At 35.5% G+C, this 17,342-nt stretch carries 19 protein-coding genes; 10 read left to right on the forward strand and 9 right to left on the reverse strand.

Annotated features, from left to right (window positions below):
- Positions 1 to 73 precede the first annotated feature (73 nt).
- Together BPMYX0001_RS15030 and BPMYX0001_RS15035 are read right to left on the reverse strand one after the other, a co-directional pair.
- A complete protein-coding gene (locus tag BPMYX0001_RS15030; protein ID WP_033796326.1) occupies positions 74 to 751 on the reverse strand; it encodes an LrgB family protein in 678 nt (225 codons plus the stop codon).
- Entirely contained in the window at positions 748 to 1,113 is a 366-nt protein-coding gene (locus tag BPMYX0001_RS15035; RefSeq protein ID WP_006095612.1) for a CidA/LrgA family holin-like protein, read from the reverse strand. The genes BPMYX0001_RS15030 and BPMYX0001_RS15035 overlap by 4 nt, the downstream gene beginning before the upstream one ends.
- Before the next feature lie 145 nt (positions 1,114 to 1,258).
- On the opposite strand from BPMYX0001_RS15035, the gene alsR reads away from it, so the two are divergent.
- Positions 1,259 to 2,161 (forward strand): acetoin biosynthesis transcriptional regulator AlsR, encoded by a 903-nt coding sequence (alsR, locus tag BPMYX0001_RS15040; protein ID WP_006095613.1) that lies wholly within the window; start codon positions 1,259 to 1,261, stop codon positions 2,159 to 2,161.
- Between the two features lie 30 nt (positions 2,162 to 2,191).
- On the opposite strand, the gene BPMYX0001_RS15045 is transcribed toward alsR, so the two are convergent.
- Complete coding sequence (locus BPMYX0001_RS15045; RefSeq protein ID WP_006095614.1) at positions 2,192 to 2,803, reverse strand: hypothetical protein; 612 nt, start codon at positions 2,801 to 2,803, stop codon at positions 2,192 to 2,194.
- 197 nt (positions 2,804 to 3,000) lie between these two features.
- Between BPMYX0001_RS15045 and BPMYX0001_RS15050 the strand changes: the two genes are divergently transcribed.
- From BPMYX0001_RS15050 to BPMYX0001_RS15060, 3 genes are all read left to right on the forward strand, one after another.
- Positions 3,001 to 3,576: an FtsX-like permease family protein gene (locus BPMYX0001_RS15050; RefSeq protein ID WP_033799039.1), complete on the forward strand. Its 576-nt coding sequence runs from the start codon at positions 3,001 to 3,003 to the stop codon at positions 3,574 to 3,576.
- Between the two features lie 93 nt (positions 3,577 to 3,669).
- Positions 3,670 to 4,581, forward strand: coding sequence for an ABC transporter ATP-binding protein (locus BPMYX0001_RS15055; RefSeq protein WP_003199178.1), 912 nt, complete (start codon positions 3,670 to 3,672; stop codon positions 4,579 to 4,581).
- A complete protein-coding gene (locus BPMYX0001_RS15060; RefSeq protein ID WP_033799040.1) occupies positions 4,574 to 5,518 on the forward strand; it encodes an ABC transporter permease in 945 nt (314 codons plus the stop codon). Before BPMYX0001_RS15055 ends, BPMYX0001_RS15060 begins: the two co-directional genes overlap by 8 nt.
- A 45-nt stretch (positions 5,519 to 5,563) precedes the next feature.
- Here the strand turns inward: BPMYX0001_RS15060 and BPMYX0001_RS15065 are convergent, their stop codons facing one another.
- Complete coding sequence (locus BPMYX0001_RS15065; protein ID WP_006095617.1) at positions 5,564 to 6,709, reverse strand: M20 peptidase aminoacylase family protein; 1,146 nt, start codon at positions 6,707 to 6,709, stop codon at positions 5,564 to 5,566.
- Positions 6,710 to 6,940: 231 nt separating this feature from the next.
- The gene (locus tag BPMYX0001_RS15070) at positions 6,941 to 7,849 is read right to left on the reverse strand and encodes an EamA family transporter (protein WP_018765307.1); all 909 of its coding nucleotides are present in this window, start codon (positions 7,847 to 7,849) and stop codon (positions 6,941 to 6,943) included.
- Positions 7,850 to 8,516: 667 nt separating this feature from the next.
- On the opposite strand from BPMYX0001_RS15070, the gene BPMYX0001_RS15075 reads away from it, so the two are divergent.
- On the forward strand, positions 8,517 to 9,224 hold the full coding sequence (locus BPMYX0001_RS15075) for a cytochrome c biogenesis CcdA family protein (RefSeq protein ID WP_003199170.1): 708 nt from the start codon (positions 8,517 to 8,519) through the stop codon (positions 9,222 to 9,224).
- A gap of 89 nt (positions 9,225 to 9,313) precedes the next feature.
- A complete protein-coding gene (locus BPMYX0001_RS15080; protein ID WP_018765308.1) occupies positions 9,314 to 9,820 on the forward strand; it encodes a CcdC family protein in 507 nt (168 codons plus the stop codon).
- Positions 9,821 to 9,902: 82 nt separating this feature from the next.
- Here BPMYX0001_RS15080 and BPMYX0001_RS15085 read toward each other — a convergent pair whose 3' ends face one another.
- A complete protein-coding gene (locus BPMYX0001_RS15085; protein ID WP_006095618.1) occupies positions 9,903 to 10,334 on the reverse strand; it encodes a DUF2621 domain-containing protein in 432 nt (143 codons plus the stop codon).
- A gap of 103 nt (positions 10,335 to 10,437) precedes the next feature.
- The gene (locus BPMYX0001_RS15090; protein WP_006095619.1) at positions 10,438 to 10,734 is read right to left on the reverse strand and encodes a hypothetical protein; all 297 of its coding nucleotides are present in this window, start codon (positions 10,732 to 10,734) and stop codon (positions 10,438 to 10,440) included.
- Positions 10,735 to 10,994: 260 nt separating this feature from the next.
- Between BPMYX0001_RS15090 and BPMYX0001_RS15095 the strand changes: the two genes are divergently transcribed.
- Positions 10,995 to 11,573 carry an AAA family ATPase gene (locus BPMYX0001_RS15095; protein WP_033799041.1) on the forward strand — a complete coding sequence of 193 codons (579 nt, stop codon included), beginning with the start codon at positions 10,995 to 10,997 and terminating at the stop codon, positions 11,571 to 11,573.
- Between the two features lie 186 nt (positions 11,574 to 11,759).
- Here the strand turns inward: BPMYX0001_RS15095 and BPMYX0001_RS15100 are convergent, their stop codons facing one another.
- Positions 11,760 to 12,320, reverse strand: a complete 561-nt coding sequence (locus BPMYX0001_RS15100; RefSeq protein WP_003207975.1) for a class I SAM-dependent methyltransferase — start codon at positions 12,318 to 12,320, stop codon at positions 11,760 to 11,762.
- A 126-nt stretch (positions 12,321 to 12,446) separates the two neighbouring features.
- The gene (locus tag BPMYX0001_RS15105) at positions 12,447 to 13,397 is read right to left on the reverse strand and encodes a class I SAM-dependent methyltransferase (RefSeq protein WP_006095621.1); all 951 of its coding nucleotides are present in this window, start codon (positions 13,395 to 13,397) and stop codon (positions 12,447 to 12,449) included.
- A gap of 198 nt (positions 13,398 to 13,595) precedes the next feature.
- Here BPMYX0001_RS15105 and hutP point away from each other — a divergent pair, with 198 nt between their 5' ends.
- The 3 genes from hutP (at position 13,596) to hutU (ending at position 17,338) form a co-directional block, all read left to right on the forward strand.
- Positions 13,596 to 14,036, forward strand: a complete 441-nt coding sequence (gene hutP / locus BPMYX0001_RS15110; RefSeq protein ID WP_003199156.1) for a hut operon transcriptional regulator HutP — start codon at positions 13,596 to 13,598, stop codon at positions 14,034 to 14,036.
- A 102-nt stretch (positions 14,037 to 14,138) separates the two neighbouring features.
- Positions 14,139 to 15,656 (forward strand): histidine ammonia-lyase, encoded by a 1,518-nt coding sequence (hutH, locus tag BPMYX0001_RS15115; RefSeq protein WP_006095622.1) that lies wholly within the window; start codon positions 14,139 to 14,141, stop codon positions 15,654 to 15,656.
- A gap of 23 nt (positions 15,657 to 15,679) precedes the next feature.
- A complete protein-coding gene (hutU, locus tag BPMYX0001_RS15120; protein WP_006095623.1) occupies positions 15,680 to 17,338 on the forward strand; it encodes a urocanate hydratase in 1,659 nt (552 codons plus the stop codon).
- The last annotated feature ends 4 nt before the right edge of the window (positions 17,339 to 17,342 follow it).

The following is a 17,342-nucleotide window of genomic DNA, read 5'->3' on the forward strand; positions in this document are numbered from 1 at the left end:
TTTTTCTTGTAATGATTTATTTTTATTCAAAGCCCGATTGATCGGGATAAATAAAATAAGAGTATAGTGTTGTTTAATGTAACCAGGATAAGAAAAGTGGTACAATGACTAAACTTGCGCCAGCTGTTAGAAGCATGGATAAACTTGCAATTGTACCTTCCACTGGTCCGATTTCGAATGCTTTTGAAGTACCGGTACCGTTTGCACTAGTACCTAGCATAATACCTTTCGCGATGGCGGTTTTAATACGGCATATGCGAATAAGAGAAGGGCCTAAGAGTGCTCCAGTTAGTGCTGTAAGTACAACGAATACGGCTGTTAATTGTGACATACCGCCAATCATTTCTGAGATTGCCATGGCAATTGGTGTTGTGACAATGTGCGGTGCTAAGCTATGTTCTAGTGATGAATCAATGTGAAAAGCATCTGCTAGAAGAGCTGAAGTAATAACAGATAATAATGAACCGACAATAACGTTAATTAAAATTGCACTCGCATGTTTTTTTAATAAATCAAAGTATTTATAGATGGGCCATGCAAAAGCTACGGTTGCTGGTTTTAATAGTTCAGTTAACCAATGGCCACCAGAATCGTATGTTTCATAAGATGTATCTAGTCCAAGTAATAACACGATTAAAACAATTGGACAAACGAGAAGCGGTGAAAGTATACTCCAATTCCAGCGTTGATATAGTTTCTTAGAAATCCAATATGTTAATAGTGTTAATAGTAAACAAAAAAAGCCGATCATTGTGCTGATCCTTTCCGCTTTAATAGCAGTTCTGTTAAGATTCCAGTGACGAGTGTTACACAAAGGGTACTAATCATGATAATCAAAATGAGATCGATACCATATTGTGATAATGTATCTTTGTAGCGGATAACAGCGACGGCAGAAGGAATAAAAAATAAAATAAGTTCTTTTAATAAAAAATCCGCTCCGTCTTGAATCCACTCTTTTTTCACCAAGTTAAATTTTAATGACATTAATAATAAAAAAATTCCGATAATACTTCCTGGAATTAGGAGGTGTGCCTGCTTTGTGATCCATTCACCTGTCCAAGCGAAACAAAATAATAGTAAGATTTGTCCGCTTAATTTCCACCATTTCATACAGTAACACCGCTTTCGATTTTTTTCATAAAAATTGTAAAAAGAATTAACAATTTCTACTATACGTCCTTTCAAAATATTTGTCTAATATATAAATTATATGTTATTAATTTATTATACATATTAATCGAAAAGGGGATCTCAAATGGAATTACGGCATTTGCAATATTTTGTTGTTGTAGCAGAAGAGCTACATTTTGGACGAGCAGCTGCTCGCTTACAAATGACACAGCCACCGCTAAGTCAACAAATTCAGCAATTAGAGAAAGAGATGGGAGTTACATTATTTTCAAGAACGAAGCGGAAAGTTGAGATGACAGAAGCAGGAGAGATGTTTTTAAAAGAAGTGAAAAAAGCATTTGATCAAATTGAGAAGGCAGTAGAAGTCGCGCAAAGTGCACAAAGGGGAGAAGTTGGATCACTTTCAATTGGATTTGTAGGGGCAGCGATATATGATATTTTACCGTCTATTGTTAGGGAGTATCGAAAGAAGTTTCCAAGAGTATCTGTTGCACTGCATGAATTATCGACACCGGATCAAGTTCATGCGCTCCATGATAATCGTATTGATGTTGGATTTTTACGTCCACCAATTAATACACAATTACTAGAATTAGAACCAATTCAAAAGCTTTCGTGTACACTATGTTTACCAAAAGCGCATCCATTAGCAGAGAAAGAAGAAATTCATATTGAAGATTTGCAAGATGAACCATTTGTATTTATAACAAGACCCGTTTGGCCTGCGTTATACGATACAATTTTATCGTTATGCAGGAATGCTGGATTTAGTCCACACATTGTGCAAGAGGCAACAGAGTATCAAACCGTTATGGGGCTTGTAGCTGCAGGAATTGGTATAACCGTTATTCCGGTATCGGCAAATAAGTTATATAAAACAGAAGTGGTGTACAAGGCAATATTTGATTCTAAATTTGTAGCTGAAATGTCAGTAGCATATCGGAAAACAAATAGTAATCCTGAGCTGTTAGAGTTTTTAAAAATTGCGAGAGAAAAAAAACGAATTGAAGTTGAAAATGATAAGTAAGGTGACAGAAATGTGATAAAAGAGGAGATGCTATTGTGATGCATCTCCTCTTTTTATTTCAATAATGAATAAGTAGACATGTTCATTTTCTTGAATTAATCGTTGGCGTGAGCTTTCATCTTCTATAGAGAGTGAAGATATATGATTTTTATTTGTTTTTATCCAAGCAGCAAGAACTGTTCTTTTATTATATTCTATTTTTTTAGAGCTGCTAATTTCTTCAAATGCAGACCCATTAATATTAGGTAAGCTATTTTCAGAAACAGTCATTGAACTATCGTCAATACCCATGAACCATTGCCAAGTCTCGTTGTTCGTATGTTGAAACATTTGTTGACCAACGGCTAATCTTATTTTTTTGTCTTTAAAGTCGGAAGAAGAAAACCCACCCATATCTTTTACCTTTTCTCCATTCTGGTAATATTCAATATTTGTAAATATTTCAGCTTGTTTATGAGGAATGGTAACTTCATAAAAAGAGACATGTCCTTGTTGTAAGGGTAATAATTGCAAAAGCGCAGTTTCTTTTTCTGATAAATTATATGGTTTTACAGTTGTGTACGAGTTTATATTTTGTTGGACGCCGCAACTACTAAGAGAAGTACTCAATAAAATGATGCTGAGAAGTAGTGTTTTTTTCATTTAATCCCCCAATATTAATATATTAGATTTTTATGGGAATTCTTCTATTTCAATGTAACCTTAGACATAAAGTCATTTTTCTGCGACTTAAGACCTAGTAGAGACTCCGATTGTAGTTCGATGTTAAAAAAGTCATATTTTTATACACTAGTAGTATGGAATACTGGACGTTAAGAAGTAAGGTAGGGGAATCAATTATGTCTTTATTTCGGTTAGCAAAGAAAAATATACAAAACTATGCTGCCCAACGATTAAAGCAATTTATATGGATTGCAATGAGTACAATGCTATATTTTTTCATTATATCTATCCGATCTAATGAAGCGGTAATAGAAAAAATACAGCATATACCGTTTTTGTTAGCTACACTATATTATGGGGAAGTACTGTTGTTTTTTGTATGCACTGCTGTTGCATACAAAATGACAAAAAGATTTTTAAAAAATAGGAAACAAGAATTACTGTTGTATGAAACTGCCGGTATGAAAAAAAGAAAAATATTTTGTTTGTTATGTCAGGAGCAGTTTTTGATTTACGGTGGAGCGATTCTTTTTGGTTTTATTCATGGGATGCTGTTTTTGAAATTATTTACAGTGATTTTTATAAAGTTAATAGGAGTTCATGGAATAAATAGCGCACCGATTACGTTATACGCAGTATCAGTAACGACAGTGTTGATCGTTATAATCATCTTATTATCAATATGGCAATGTTATAAATTTATTCAAGAATTTAAATATGAACAATTAAATAAAGTCGAGGAAAAGGCATGAGGCATCATGTCTTTTTGTTCGTTTTACAGCAGAAAATAATCATGATACAGTGTAAAGAACTGAAAAAAGTGTTAGAGAGAAAGGTTGTATAAAATGGTAAATAAACAATCTATAGTGAGAGTAGAACAACTAACAAAGCGAATCGGCTCAAAGACATTAGTAGAAAATATAAGTTTTGAAGTAAAGAAAGGCGAAGTTGTTGGTTTATTAGGGCCAAACGGTGCCGGGAAAACAACATTAATGCGAATGATGGTTGGTATGATTCGCATGACGGAAGGTGAAGTCTGGATAGATGGTCAATCTGTAAAACAGCAATTTGAAAGTACAGCTGCAAAAATTGGTGCTGTAATCGAAAATCCAGAATTCTATCCTTTTTTAAGTGGTTATGAAAATTTGACATATTTTGGGCGTATGAATAGTAACGTTACAGAAGACCGTATTGATGAAGTTGTCCAATTACTAGGTATGGGACAGGTTATTGACCGAAAAGTAAAAGCATATTCACTTGGTATGAGGCAACGCTTAGGAATTGCACAAGCACTTATACATAACCCGGATGTACTTATTTTAGATGAACCAACAAATGGGTTAGATCCAAATGGTATCCATGAGATGCGTATGTATATAAAGAAAATTGCACATGAACAAGGAAAGGCCGTTCTTGTATCGAGTCATTTATTATCTGAAGTTGAATTAATGTGTGATCGCGTCATTATCATTCAACATGGAGAATATGTAACGACGCAAAGTATTCAACGAGATGGAAGTTTGGAAATGGAGACGATTCATATACGTGTTGATGATGTGAAGCGGGCAGCGGATCTTTTAACGTATGATGCTGTAATTCAAGATAATGAATTGATTCTTACTGTGGAAAATGAAGAAATTCCAAATGTGATTCGTACATTAACAGAAAAAAGTATTCGTATTTATCGTGTTTATGAAGAAAGAAAAACATTAGAAGAGAAGTTTTTAGAATTAACAGGAGGCAAGGATATTGTTTAATTTAGTTTATAACGAACTGTATAAAATCTTTAAGCGAAAGCGAACAATGATACCGTTTGTTGTTATTGCAATTTTAGTTATTGGTTTAGGATGGGTTTCTGTTAAATACTTTCCGTCTTTATCAGGAGATTGGAAAACAGAGTATACGGAGCGAACGGCAGAAATTGAAAAAAAACTTGGGAGTACAAAACAGGATATTATCAATCAAAAATCAGGAGATGAGCTTGTTAAAGAGTATCAGCTTAAAATGAAGCACTTAGATACGAATACACCACCTGCAGATGCTTCACCTCTAACTTTTATGAGAGATACCGGATTAATTGTTTTTCCGATTTTATTACCATTTATTCTTGTATATGCTAGTACAATTTTTGCAAATGAGTACAACTGGGGAACTTATAAATTCTTAATGATTCGCCCGGCGAATCGATTTAAAATTTTAACAGCGAAATATGTTGCGATTGTTATTTTTTCTGGATTACTATTTATATTTAATATGCTTTTCTCACTGTTATGTGGGTTTGTTATTTATAAGTTTCAACAGCCAGCATGGACGGAATTTATTGTACAAAATGGTAGTATTATTGAGCGGAATATCTTTGGTGATGTGAGCCAGTATTATCTATTAGAATGGCTACCAACTCTTGTGTATGCAGCACTTGCTTTTATGATTTCTGTTCTAACAAGATCAAGTGGGGGTGCAATAGGTATTTCTTTATTTGTGGCATTATCTGGTGGAATCATTTTAATGCCAGCATCTAGATATGAATGGATGAAATTTTTATTACCGGCAAATACAGATTTATATGGAATATTACAACATGGAAGCTTAGTTTCAGGGATAACATTCCCATTTGCCTCTTGTATTCTGATGATTTATTTACTTGTTTTCCTAGGTATTTCCTATACTGTATTTTCAAAGCGCGATTTAACATAATAATAGATGGAAAAACCGTTAAGAAGAATGATCTTAACGGCTTTTTTATCGTAATTTGTTAATAGCTTCTTGAGCTAATAAAGCAAAATATTGTGCGCTTATAGGTAATGCTCCTTCATCTAATGTAAAAGCAGGGTGATGCCATTCTTGTGTCCCAGCTGTTCCCATAAAGACGAATGAACCAGGTATGTTTTGTTGATAAAATGAAAAATCTTCTCCTGCCATAGAAGGTTTTGGTGAAATAATTTGGAGGCCCATTACTTGAGCAATATGGGTAGATAATTCTGTAAGTTTTATATCGTTATGAACGGCAGGAGGACCTGGATACCAATGCAATTTCGTTTCAACACCTAGTGCATCAGAAACCCCTTTAATAATACGTTCCATCAGTTCTGGTATTCTTTGGCGTGTTTCAGGTTGGAATGTACGAACGGTTCCTTCTAAAGTTGCTTTTTCAGGGATAACGTTCCATGTATTTCCTGAATGAATGTTTGTTACACTCACGACAGCGTTATGAAAAGAGCTTACATTTCGGCTTACAATTGTTTGTAGTGCCATAACAATTTGAGAAGAGGCAACAATTGGATCAACACCAGCATCAGGTACAGCTGCATGTGTTCCAACTCCTTGTATTTCAATCTCAAAACGATCAACGCCGGCCATAAGTGGTCCATCTTTTATACCAATTGTACCAACTGGTAAATCGGGCTTATTGTGCATACCAAAAATGGCTTGTACGTTTTCTAAATGACCAGCTTCTATTACTTTGCATGCTCCGTCTCCGCTTTCTTCAGCAGCTTGGAATATGAATCTAACAGTTCCGTTAAGTGAAGATTCATTTTCTTTTAATAAGTAGGCAGCGCCGAGAATAGATGCTGTGTGAAAATCATGTCCACATGCATGCATTTTACCAGGATTTTTAGAAGCATAAGATAAATTAGTTTCTTCATGTATAGGAAGAGCATCAATATCAGCACGGAGCACAATAATTGGTCCATTCTTATCACCGGAAACTTCTGCGATTACGCCAGTTTTTAAATTAGAACTAATAATTGTGATGTTAGCTTCGTTTAACCAGTTCTGTATCGCTTTTGTTGTTTCTGTTTCTTCATAAGATAGTTCTGGATATTGATGTAAATGACGGCGGATGGAGATTAGCTTCTCTGTTAATTGATTTGTGATGGGTTTCATCTATTTTGCCTTCTTTCTCAGGATAAACTTCAATTTATATTTTAAGTATATTAAAATAAAAAATCCATTCATTAGTAATTATATAGGAGTTTAGTGTTTTTAATGAATCTGTAAGAGAAAAATATCCCTTAAATTAATTTTGAAATTTTTCACATGTTATTATTTACAAGGAATTCATAAATACAAGATATACTAAAAAAGAGGTTTCTCAAATGAGAAGCCTCTTTTCGCTTATGCAGCAACTTTCTTATGTGTATGATGTTTTCGATATCGTCCGCGCATTGCATATGCAATTTGTGGAATTGCAATACCAACCAAGATAAGTGATACACCAAGCCATTGAGAAGAGAGTACCGCTTCTTTTAAAACGAATACAGACATAATTGTTGTAACAGGTAATTCGGCTGCACCAAGAATAGTGGCTAGGCCGGAACCGATTTTTGGAATTCCGATTGTAAAGGCGATTGATGGAATAACAATACTGAATGTTCCTAATCCTAAACCGTATTTCCAAAGTCCTTGTGAAATAGCCCCATTAAAAATAAATGTTGGTGGGAATACTACCATTACTAAAGTTAAAGCGCCAGCCATTAAGAGGACGCCTCTTGGTAATGAGGGCACTTCGACAGCGACCTTACCACTTACAAAAATGTAGGTTGCAAATGTAACAGCAGATAGTAAACCTAATATGATTCCAGTTGTATCGAAGTCACCTGCTGATTTTTCTAATAATCCGCTCGATAAGAATGTACCCGCAAGTAAAAAGAGAACAGAAATGACTTTTTCTCTTGACGGTAATGTTTTTGTTGCTACAGCTTCAATGATAATGCCAACCCAAACGAATTGGAATAATAGTATAATGGCAATAGATGCCGGTACAGTTTTCAGTGAAGCATAATAAAAGATACCGGTAAAACTAGCTGATGTTCCAGCGACAAATAAAATAAGCATTTGTTTAAGTGGAACGCGGTGTCTAGAAAAAAGAAGAGTAATTCCAAGTAAAATAAACCAACCGAACAAATATTGACTACCAATTACTTCTCCAAGTGAAAAACCTTCTGCGTATGCAAGTTTAACAAAGATAGCTAAAATTCCATAGCTACATGCTCCTAATAAAACTAAAAGAGAATAACGAAGCATGAAAATTCCTCCCATCCTATATATTAAGTTGTTCCAAAACGGACATATATAACTAGATGGAAGTATACAAAATTAAAAATGAAGGGTCAAATGAAAGAAAAGTGTGACATTTTATAGCGTAATAATAAAAGTATGATATTTATGCATAATCTTGAAATTTATAATTATAGAAGTATTGTAAGATAGGGAACGAGTTGTATAAAGTTATCATTTGAAAAAAAATATTTTTCACAGGAAATACCTAGCGTATAGGGGGAAAGCATACAAATGATTTGTTGTTTAGAAAAAGCTTTGATATGTTAATGAATGACAGAATATATTTATAATAGAAGGAAAATGAAACCGCTTCAGAAAGAATATATAAATCTATTTTGATTTTTCGACATATAAGCCATGGTTATGGATAACAAAAGGTGACTGCTACTTGTTTTCTCTTTTTGTTTTCACTTGGCATGGGGCAGGAAAAGGATCTGACCGCTTCTATGCATGGCGGGATGCTCTCTCCCACCTAAAAAGAAGGATTTTATTTCGGTTTTTTAATTTGTATTTATATAGCAGTGTGCAGCTATTTTTTCTTATTAAAATGTTGTAAATAGTGAATTCATGAATTGTACATAGTATTTTCTTTCATTTTTGCTACAATATTGTAGAAGAGAGGAGTGAAACGATGCAAGATATTAATATTTTTTTAGCGTTTGGTGCGGGATTCTTATCATTTATTTCCCCTTGTTGCTTACCGCTTTATCCAGCATTTTTATCTTACATAACGGGAATGTCAGTTTCTGAATTAAAAGAAGAAAATGCGATGCTTCGTAAAAGAAGTATGATACATACGGCGTTTTTCTTACTTGGATTTTCAATTGTCTTTATCGCAATTGGTTTTGGTACGAGTTTTATCGGATCATTTTTCCAAGATTATAAAGATTTAATCAGACAGTTAGGGGCACTATTCATCATTGTATTTGGACTTGTAATTGTGGGGGTATTTAAACCGAAGTTTTTAATGCAAGATCGAAAATTTACATTTAAAAGTCGTCCTAGTGGTTATATTGGATCTATTTTAATTGGCTTGGCATTTGCTGCTGGCTGGACACCTTGTACAGGACCCATTTTAGTAGCTGTAATTGGACTGGCTACTACGAATCCAGAATCAGCAATGCTATATATGATTGCTTACATACTTGGGTTTGCAATACCATTTTTTATACTTTCATTTTTTATTACGAAAATGTCTTGGATTAAACGACATAGTGGAACGTTTGTGAAAGTAGGCGGATATATCATGATTGTTATGGGTATATTCTTATACTTTAATTGGATGACAAAAATTATAGCGTATTTCTCAAGTTTATTTGGTGGTTTCACCGGTTTTTAGTATTATCCTGTGAAAATGTTGGAAATACTAACAGAAAAGCATATAATGAAACTAGATTTTCATATTGCCACAAAAAAGGATGAGAAAGTATGAACATAGTTCTTTTGTCGAGTATTGTTGCCGTTTGTATGGCTGTTGGTGCGATGTTCATTCGTTTAAAAGCAGCGAAGAAACCTGCAACATTGAAAAAAATCATTCTCCCACCATTTTTTATGAGTACGGGAGCATTGATGTACATTTTTCCGGAATTTCGCCTAACGCCAGCAGAAATGTTAGAAGCAATCGGTGTAGGTTTGTTTTTCTCAATTTTTCTTATTAAAACATCTAAATTTGAAGTGCGTGGACAAGAAATTTATTTAAAACGCTCCAAAGCTTTCGTATTTATTTTAATTGGTTTGCTCGTGGTACGTATTGTCTTTAAAACATATTTAAGTCAATCGCTTGATTTAGGGCAACTAAGTGGTATGTTCTTCTTACTTGCTTTTGCAATGATTGTATCTTGGAGAATCGCAATGTATCGCTCATTCACGAAATTGCAAAAGGAAATGGAAAAAGAAGATGGATTTTATAATGAGAAAGATATGAAATTAACGTAAAAAACCTCAAGATTCCTTGAGGTTTTTTATTATGTTAACCGAGAAGTTCCCCTCCTCTAAGCGAAGTGAAGGTAGGGGGAGGTCAATTAGCCAGCAGTGATTGATAACGGGAATAGTCAATTTGCTTTTCTTGTAATTTTTTAATTAAAAACTTATGATCTCGTTTTGGAGTTGCTACAATATATCCTTTAATAATTAAATCTTCAGTTATTTTTGTGGCTTTTTCTTTTAACGCTAGCTCTCCGATTTTACCAGCAATTTTAGATCTTGCGACATCGCGGAAAAGTTCAGGGACCGGACTTACAAGTTCTTCTAATAATTGTTTTTGCTCATCATCCCATAAATGCCGTGTGTGATCGATATAGTGTTGTTCCCAATCTAAAATAGACATGCCGTCTTCTTTCGGTAGGCGTTTTAAGAATTTTCGGAACATGAAATATCCACCAATAGACATAAGGCCTAGTAAAATAACAGTCCAAGTAACAATAAACCAACTAAACCATCCTTCGAGCAAGTGTATCCCCCCTTTGCGATAGCAGTTTTCCTTTACTAGTATTATAATCGGTGAAATTGATAGAAAGCAAGAACGCTTGGCCATTTTGACCAAGCGTTCTGAATTAAACGAAGTATAGTTGTTCAACACGTAATAGGCCATTATCATCTTCTAAATATTCAATAATAAGTGTGCCGACTTTACGATCTTTATCTTCAGTTGTGAAAATAGAGTAAGAAGTAAAACGTTTTGTTGATAGGCCGCTAATATGTGTAGGAAGAGAAATGTAGTCGTTATCGCGGAAAAACTCCATGAGTTCAACATCTTCAAATTGTTTTCGATCTACTGCTTGATTTGTATAGCGACGTTGTAGTTGTTTTAAAGATTCGTTCCAAGAAATTACTTTTGTATCGTATACCATTTGTTCTATCTCCTTACTATATGTAATTATTCAGAACGTATGTTCCAATCTAGTATACCCTGTTTCTAATAAAAGGGAAAGCAAAAAATAATGTAAGCTTGGATTTCCAAGCTTACATAAAAGGCGTCCATAATCATCTCTGTTTTTTATTATAAGCTAGATAGAAATAGGAAACAAGGTAGGGAGTATTTTGTTGATAGTTTATAAAATTCCGTTTATTGTAAAAAAGAGGTTTATTTTAGTGGGAAAGGGTAAAAGAAATGACGTATATAATTTCACTTCAAGGACCAATGGCAAGCGGAAAAACAACGTTAGCAAGAAGATTAAAAAAGCATGGATTCCCAATATTGTATGAAAACCCTTATGGAATTGTAGAAAAAAGAAAAAATTTAAATTTGGATATTTACACAAAAGAGGGATTTATTACAAATCAAAGGATGTTTATTGAAGCAAAAATAAAAGAAATTCAGAATGCGCGAGGGCGTATTGTGATATTTGATCGTGGTTCAGAAGATATTGAATTTTATACAATATATTTTCCGAAATTGATAGGGATGGATTGGGATATCGAAAACGAACTAAAAGATGAATTGTATAAATTAAGAAGATGCCGTTCAGATGCGATTTTTTATTTGGATGTTTCTAAAAAGATATTGCAAGAGAGAAAGAAGAATGATAATACGAGAAGACGCAGTACGTTTGAAAAACAGCTAGAATTAGTAGAAATAGAAAAACAATGGTATAAACAATTTCCGGTTACATATGTGAATACTGATGAAGTGACAGTAGAGGCAACAGAGGTATATTTCATGAAATGGGTGAAGGAGAAAAGCATATGAAGAAATTGCTCTTAAACAAGGGCTTTAATATAGAGTGAAAGGTCATATTAATTCAACGCTTCTAATGGTATTCTAGTAAATTCATGTGAGGAGATGGAGGCCATTATGATACTAAAAAAGTCAATCTCCTATTGGAGATTGACTTTAAAGCTTTTCTTCAAGAAAAGCACCTGTTTAGCTTAATAACTAAGACTTTATTGCATCTATAATTAACGATGGAAAAACAAGTTTATCCCCTTGATTTCGTGGATCATATTTTTTTGAACGAAAAATAACCCCATCGGCTCCATCCCACTCATTGTAATGAAAATTCCCCTCTTCATCACAATATTCAAGTAATTTCACTTCGAATCCAACAGTTTCAAACATTTTCCTTAAAGTTTCATAATTATGAACTATTTTATGACTAGCTGCGGGATGGTCTTTAGGTCCAGGTCCCCCAACTTGTACACCCTCTTGGTATTCTTCATCTGGGAAAAATGCATCAGGAACGGCGCATCGAATATAACCACCATGCTTTAAAAATTCATAACATACTTTCGCCGCTTCTATGCCTTCTTCATATGATAAATGTTCCCATACATGCTCCGCTAAAATTACCGCTAAAGAATTAGGATCAAACCTTTTTATCCAATCTTCCCTTTTTAATAAATTCAATTCTTCCTCATTCGTATGTAACCAGCCAGGATTATTATTATATTCCCCTGCACCAATTACCAGCTTAATTTTCTTTTGTTTTATAGCCAACAGTTTCACCTCTTGTATTTTTGTCTATTGTTATATTTATAATATGTAATTTTCTTCTTAGGGTATCGCCATATCAACATCAACCTAAGATAAATTTGAAGAATTTGTTATAAAGTAGATTCAAACTTATTTTGTACACCGATAAATAGCAAGTGTTTTTGGATCACGCCATACTCCACCATGAAGAGATAATTCATTTTCTATTTCAATGGTCAGCCATTCTTTCATTTCTGAATGAAGATGAATGTCATCAGGTATGTTTAAAGATGGAAACATACTAGAGATATAGTTAACGATAGGTGTAGCGTGATGAAATAGAAGTGCATTATGAATAACTGTTTCCTCCACAGTTTGAAAAACAGATTGTAATAATTGTTTTCCGTTTTCTAAACAAAATGGAGAAGCTGATGGTGAATTTTCGGGTAAATCGAATGCGACTAACATTTTGTTACAAATCTCATCCATACGGGGTAATGAGATTTTGGAATTTGTCGTGGCTAGGAACCTGCCTTCAGGAAAAATTACTTTATGGAATCTTTGAATTGTTTTTTCAACATCCGTCATGTGATACAGCATATGTCTTGCGATGATCCAATCATAAGAATCAGCTGGGAAAGGAAGTTTGGTAGCGTCTCCAAGTTTCCATTCAATATTTACATGTTGCTGTGCTGCATTCATAGCAGCTTCTCGCAGCATAGCTGTAGATTGATCCAGACCAGTGAGATGTCCCATATGACCGTTTTTTTGTAGCAGTGCAAGGAATTTCCCGTTAGCGCATCCAACCTCTAATATCTTTTCTGTTCCTTGTAATTGTAAATGCTCAATTACAACTGCATCTAAGTCTACTCGTTTTTCTTCATATTTTTTATGGGTATCAATCCGTGTTTGAAGATGATTACTTACAGCGTATTGTCTTTTTACGTCATTCATTTTTTCTGATTCCACCTTTATGCAAAATTGCTGAATAGCATGTGTTAAAACATCTGTTTTATTTAGGCCTTCATAATGAAGTGTTGCTTCAAATCTTTCTAGTAATCTTTCGTCAATTCGAAAGTGAATATCTTTTCTCTTAACCAATTTTTGGTCCCCCTTACAGCTGTTAGTGAGACTATAGCACGCTTTAGAATTTTCTGTAAATAAAGTGTGTACACAATGGTAACAGAGTATTGAAAAAAATCATTCAAATAATCGTTTAAACTATTGACGATTAAACCGTTTTCATATATTCTTAAATTAAGTAATATTCAAACAATTCACAAGAAATGAGAGAGTCACATGCTTCTTCAAGGAACACATCGAATTGGTCGTATGGCCATGTTGTTGGCGCTTGCGGACGAGAATGAAAGCCCTGTATTATCCATTCCAAAAGGTTGGAAATATTGTACTGGGAAAGTTGGTTCTATGAATTCGCAAAAGGTTGTCGCAGCAATGGAAACAGCGGCTAAAAGCAACCAAGTTATTGAAACAGACGTTTACAGAGAAACGCATGCACTTTATCATGCAATCATGGAAGCTTTGTACGGAGTGACGAGAGGTCAAATTCAGTTAGCAGACGTTCTTCGTACGGTAGGTCTTCGGTTTGCAATTGTGCGCGGTACACCATACGACGGGAAAAAAGAAGGCGAATGGCTTGCTGTTGCACTTTATGGAACGATAGGTGCGCCTGTAAAAGGATCTGAGCATGAGGCGATTGGTTTAGGAATTAATCACATATGATTTGCCCATAGTCTATTAGTTAGAAGGGGGCCTTGCTTTTTGGGACAGAAGTCTGTCTTAAAAAGGTAAGGTCCCCTTTTGCTCTTTTAAGGAGGAAAAAGGATGATTACGTTAACAGGACATTCATTGACAGTAGAAGAAATGAAACGTTTGTTGTTTGAAGGGGAAGGGGTAACAGCTTGCTCAAACAGCATGAAAAAAGTGGCTGAGTGCCGTGAAGTTGTAGAAAAAATCGTAGAGGATGGAAAAGTTGTTTACGGTATTACAACTGGGTTTGGAAAGTTTAGTGATGTACTCATTCAGAAAGATGATGTAAAGGCACTTCAACATAACTTAATTCAATCACATGCATGCGGAATTGGCGATCCATTCCCTGAAGAAGTATCGCGAGGAATGTTGATTTTACGCGCTAATACGATGTTAAAAGGTGTATCTGGTGTTCGTCCACTTGTTGTAAATAGGCTGTTAGAGTTTGTAAATCGTAAAATTCATCCAGTTGTCCCGCAGCAAGGTTCATTAGGCGCGAGCGGTGATTTAGCTCCATTATCCCATCTTGCTCTTGTTCTATTGGGAGAAGGTGAAGTGTTCTATAAGGGGAAACGCGTTCATGCGATGGTAGCTCTGACAGAAGAAGGACTAGAGCCAATCGAATTAGAAGCGAAAGAAGGGCTTGCGTTAATCAATGGTACGCAAGCGATGACAGCGCAAGGAATCCTTTCTTATATCGAAGCTGAAGCGATTGCTTATCAATCAGAATTAATTGCTTCAATGACAATTGAAGGATTGCGCGGCATTATCGATGCATTTGATGAAAATGTGCATAAAGCACGTGGCTATAAAGAACAAGTGGAAGTTGCAAAGCGTATTCGCGATGTACTTCAAGATAGTAAACTTGTAACAAAGCAAGGGGAGCTTCGTGTACAAGATGCATACTCACTTCGCTGTATCCCGCAGGTACATGGTGCTTCTTGGCAAGTTTTAAATTATGTTAAAGAAAAATTAGAAATTGAAATGAACGCAGCAACAGATAATCCACTTATTTTTGATGGAGGAGAAAAAGTAATTTCTGGTGGGAACTTCCACGGACAACCAATTGCGTTTGCAATGGACTTTTTGAAGGTCGGGATGGCAGAACTTGCGAATATTTCTGAACGCCGTATTGAACGTCTTGTGAACCCGCAGTTAAATGATTTACCACCATTTTTAAGCCCGGAGCCAGGACTCCAGTCTGGTGCAATGATTATGCAATATGCGGCAGCTTCACTTGTTTCAGAAAATAAAACGCTAGCTCATCCAGCAAGTGTTGATTCGATTCCATCATCAGCTAACCAAGAAGATCATGTGAGTATGGGAACAATTGCTTCACGTCATGCACATCAAATCATTCAAAATGTAAGACGCGTTCTTGCAATTGAAATGATTTGTGCAATGCAAGCGGCGGAATATCGTGGTATTGAAGAGATGAGTACAGTAACGAAAGCGTTTTATCACCAAGGACGTCAGCAAGTACCGTCAATTACAAATGACCGTATTTTCTCAACAGATATTGAAAATATTGCACATTGGTTAAAAACAAGTCGCTTTACATTAGAACGATTGGATGCAAATGCAACACTATAAAAAGGGAAAAGGGAGAGATTAAAATGGAAAACGTAAAACAAACAATTCGCGCGCCAAGAGGAACAGAATTACAAACTAAGGGCTGGATTCAAGAAGCAGCCCTCCGTATGTTAATGAATAATTTAGATCCTGAAGTAGCTGAAAAGCCAGAAGAATTAGTTGTATATGGCGGCATTGGTCGTGCAGCTCGTAACTGGGATAGCTATCATGCAATTGTTGATTCGTTAAAAACATTAGAGAGTGATGAAACATTACTTGTTCAATCTGGTAAACCAGTTGCAATTTTTAAATCACATGAAGATGCACCACGCGTTCTTCTAGCAAATTCAAACTTAGTACCAAAGTGGGCAAATTGGGATCACTTCCGTGAACTTGAGAAAAAGGGTCTTATGATGTATGGACAAATGACAGCTGGTAGCTGGATTTATATTGGCACACAAGGAATTTTACAAGGAACATATGAAACGTTTGGAGAGGCAGCACGCCAACATTTTGGTGGCTCATTAAAAGGTACATTAACACTTACAGCTGGTTTAGGTGGTATGGGTGGTGCACAACCTCTTGCTGTTACGATGAACGGTGGGGTAGTCATTGCTATTGATGTAGATAAGCGCAGCATCGATCGCCGTATTGAAAAAAGGTATTGTGATATGTACACAGAATCTTTAGAAGAGGCACTAGCTGTTGCGAAAGAATATAAAGAGAAGAAAGAACCAATTTCAATTGGACTATTAGGAAATGCCGCAGAAATTTTACCAGAGCTTGTGAAACGTGATATTACACCAGACTTAGTGACAGATCAAACGTCTGCACATGATCCATTAAATGGTTATGTTCCAGTAAGCTATTCATTAGATGAAGCGGCAAAACTTCGTGAAGAAGATCCAGAACGCTACGTACAATTATCAAAAGAAAGCATGAAAAAACATGTAGAAGCAATGCTTGCAATGCAACAAAAAGGTGCAATTACATTTGATTATGGTAATAACATTCGCCAAGTTGCTTTTGATGAAGGGTTAAAAAATGCATTTGATTTCCCAGGATTCGTTCCAGCATTTATTCGTCCATTATTCTGTGAAGGAAAAGGACCATTCCGCTGGGTAGCACTTTCTGGTGATCCAGAAGATATTTATAAAACAGATGAAGTAATTTTACGTGAATTTGCTGATAATGAGCATTTATGTAACTGGATTCGTATGGCACGTCAGCAAGTTGAGTTCCAAGGTCTTCCATCACGTATTTGTTGGCTTGGTTACGGAGAGCGTGCAAAATTCGGGCGTATTATCAATGAAATGGTTGCAAACGGTGAATTATCAGCACCAATCGTTATCGGTCGTGATCATTTAGATTGTGGATCTGTAGCTTCACCGAACCGTGAAACAGAAGCAATGAAAGATGGCAGTGATGCAGTAGCGGATTGGCCAATTTTAAATGCATTAATCAATAGTGTTAATGGTGCAAGCTGGGTATCTGTTCACCACGGTGGTGGCGTTGGTATGGGGTATTCACTTCACGCTGGAATGGTTATTGTTGCAGACGGAACAGAAGCAGCGGGAAAACGCATTGAACGCGTATTAACTTCTGATCCTGGAATGGGAGTTGTTCGCCACGTTGACGCAGGGTATGACTTAGCTGTTGAAACAGCAAAAGAAAAAGACGTTAACATTCCAATGATGAAATAAGGAG

It is taken from the genome of Bacillus pseudomycoides DSM 12442 (assembly GCF_000161455.1).
In the GTDB taxonomy this organism is placed as follows: domain Bacteria; phylum Bacillota; class Bacilli; order Bacillales; family Bacillaceae_G; genus Bacillus_A; species Bacillus_A pseudomycoides.

Bases quoted from the DNA above. Each gene is read 5' to 3' on its own strand.
- BPMYX0001_RS15035 (WP_006095612.1), bottom strand. From the start codon at position 1,113: ATGAAATGGTGGAAATTAAGCGGACAAATCTTACTATTATTTTGTTTC.
- BPMYX0001_RS15090 (WP_006095619.1), bottom strand. From the start codon at position 10,734: ATGGTATACGATACAAAAGTAATTTCTTGGAACGAATCTTTAAAACAA.
- BPMYX0001_RS15095 (WP_033799041.1), top strand. From the start codon at position 10,995: ATGACGTATATAATTTCACTTCAAGGACCAATGGCAAGCGGAAAAACA.
- BPMYX0001_RS15065 (WP_006095617.1), bottom strand. From the start codon at position 6,709: ATGAAACCCATCACAAATCAATTAACAGAGAAGCTAATCTCCATCCGC.
- alsR (WP_006095613.1), top strand. From the start codon at position 1,259: ATGGAATTACGGCATTTGCAATATTTTGTTGTTGTAGCAGAAGAGCTA.
- BPMYX0001_RS15080 (WP_018765308.1), top strand. From the start codon at position 9,314: ATGAACATAGTTCTTTTGTCGAGTATTGTTGCCGTTTGTATGGCTGTT.
- BPMYX0001_RS15055 (WP_003199178.1), top strand. From the start codon at position 3,670: ATGGTAAATAAACAATCTATAGTGAGAGTAGAACAACTAACAAAGCGA.
- hutH (WP_006095622.1), top strand. From the start codon at position 14,139: ATGATTACGTTAACAGGACATTCATTGACAGTAGAAGAAATGAAACGT.
- hutP (WP_003199156.1), top strand. From the start codon at position 13,596: ATGCTTCTTCAAGGAACACATCGAATTGGTCGTATGGCCATGTTGTTG.
- BPMYX0001_RS15045 (WP_006095614.1), bottom strand. From the start codon at position 2,803: ATGAAAAAAACACTACTTCTCAGCATCATTTTATTGAGTACTTCTCTT.
- hutU (WP_006095623.1), top strand. From the start codon at position 15,680: ATGGAAAACGTAAAACAAACAATTCGCGCGCCAAGAGGAACAGAATTA.
- BPMYX0001_RS15075 (WP_003199170.1), top strand. From the start codon at position 8,517: ATGCAAGATATTAATATTTTTTTAGCGTTTGGTGCGGGATTCTTATCA.
- BPMYX0001_RS15030 (WP_033796326.1), bottom strand. From the start codon at position 751: ATGATCGGCTTTTTTTGTTTACTATTAACACTATTAACATATTGGATT.
- BPMYX0001_RS15050 (WP_033799039.1), top strand. From the start codon at position 3,001: ATGTCTTTATTTCGGTTAGCAAAGAAAAATATACAAAACTATGCTGCC.
- BPMYX0001_RS15070 (WP_018765307.1), bottom strand. From the start codon at position 7,849: ATGCTTCGTTATTCTCTTTTAGTTTTATTAGGAGCATGTAGCTATGGA.